1 protein-coding gene is annotated in these 1,645 nt (G+C 61.7%); it reads left to right on the forward strand.

Features of this window, described 5'->3' with window-relative positions:
- Positions 1-96 precede the first annotated feature (96 nt).
- Positions 97-1,476: an IS1380 family transposase gene (locus DT068_RS27835; protein ID WP_119393176.1), complete on the forward strand. Its 1,380-nt coding sequence runs from the start codon at positions 97-99 to the stop codon at positions 1,474-1,476.
- Positions 1,477-1,645 lie beyond the last annotated feature (169 nt).

A 1,645-nucleotide genomic window follows, 5' to 3' on the forward strand; every position in this document is an offset into this window, starting at 1 on the left:
TAGCCCGGATTTCTCAAACTAAGGAGCGCATCGGAGCGCCGAATCAGCGAAAGTTGTTGTGCTGCAATAACTTCGATGGATTCGAGGAGCGCTCCGATGCCGACAGATTGTATAACGGATTTGTTTGGATTTGCACGTGTTGAAAACCGTGAAGTAGTTGCTTCGTTTGACGGCGGGACGATCACTTCTGATGCCGGGGCGCTGTTGCTGGGCTCGACGGATCGGGCGATCAGGCTGATCGATAGGTTTGCGGCTTGCTTTCGGGACCAGCGCTGCCCTGAGCTGATCGAGCATGAGGTTGTGACGCTGGTCGGCCAGCGGGTGTTCGGGATTGCGCTGGGCTATGAGGATCTCAACGATCATGACGAGTTGCGCCACGATCCGGTGATGGCGTTACTGGCAGGCAAGCTTCAGGCGCGGCGCCGGGACTGCGCGCCGGTGGCGGGCAAGAGTACGCTCAACCGGCTGGAACTGAGCCGGTCTGTGGCGACGCGCTATCACAAGATCAGCCATGACGGTGCGGCGGTCGAGAAGCTTCTGGTCGATGTGTTCCTCAACGCCCATGCTCGGGCGCCGAAGCAGATCATTCTCGATCTCGATGCCACTGACGATCCGCTGCATGGTCATCAGGAAGGCCGCTTCTTCCATGGTTATTACGACTGCTACTGCTATCTGCCGCTCTATGTGTTCTGCGGCCATCATCTGCTGGCGGCCAAGCTCAGGCGCTCCAACATAGACGCCTCGGCCGGCGCGGTCGAGGAGATCGCCCGTCTTGTCGGGCAAATCCGCGCCCACTGGCCGCGGACCCGCATTCTGCTGCGGGCCGATTCGGGCTTTGCCCGCGAGGAGCTGATGGCGTGGTGCGAGGCCAATAAGGTCGATTATCTGTTCGGCCTGGCCCGCAACGCGCGGCTGGTCGGCGAGATTGCCGCCGAACTCGAGGAGGCAGCCGCGCACAGTCGCAAGAGCGGCAAGCCTCAACGCCGGTTCAAGGACTTTCTATGGACGACACGCGACAGCTGGAGCGCCAGACGCCGGGTGGTGGGCAAGGCCGAACACACTGGAGGAGAAGCCAATCCCCGCTTCGTGGTGACCTCGCTCACCTCGGATGAACATGCCGCACGCCGCCTCTACGAGAACATCTATTGCGCCCGCGGCGACATGGAGAACCGCATCAAGGAATGCCAGGGCGATCTGTTTGCCGATCGCACCTCGGCGGCGAGCATGCAAGCCAACCAGTTGCGCCTGTGGTTCGCATCCATGGCCTATGTGCTGCTCTGCGCCTTGCGCCGCATCGCGCTCAAGCACACCCAGTTCGCCAAGGCGGCATGCGGCACCATCCGTCTCAAGCTTCTCAAGATCGGCGCGCTGGTGCGGATCAGCGTCCGGCGCATCAAGATCGCCATGGCGTCGGGCTGTCCCTATCAGCGCGAGTTCGCCGCCGCACATGCCTTGCTCGCCCAACGGGCGCCCTGACGAACCAGAGGCCCCGTCCACATAATCCTGACAGCTAACGCCGGCGCGCCGAGCTGATCAAGCTCGCCCGCAGGGCGGCTGAAATCGCTGAAATGCTCATAACGCGAGAAGCCCAAGACAGACCGACACTCCGTTTGGCAATATCCAATGGCCGTGTGAGAAATCCGGG

The sequence above is a fragment of the Taklimakanibacter lacteus genome (assembly GCA_003576695.1).
In the GTDB taxonomy this organism is placed as follows: domain Bacteria; phylum Pseudomonadota; class Alphaproteobacteria; order Rhizobiales; family Aestuariivirgaceae; genus Taklimakanibacter; species Taklimakanibacter lacteus.

Bases quoted from the DNA above. Each gene is read 5' to 3' on its own strand.
- DT068_RS27835 (WP_119393176.1), top strand. From the start codon at position 97: ATGCCGACAGATTGTATAACGGATTTGTTTGGATTTGCACGTGTTGAA.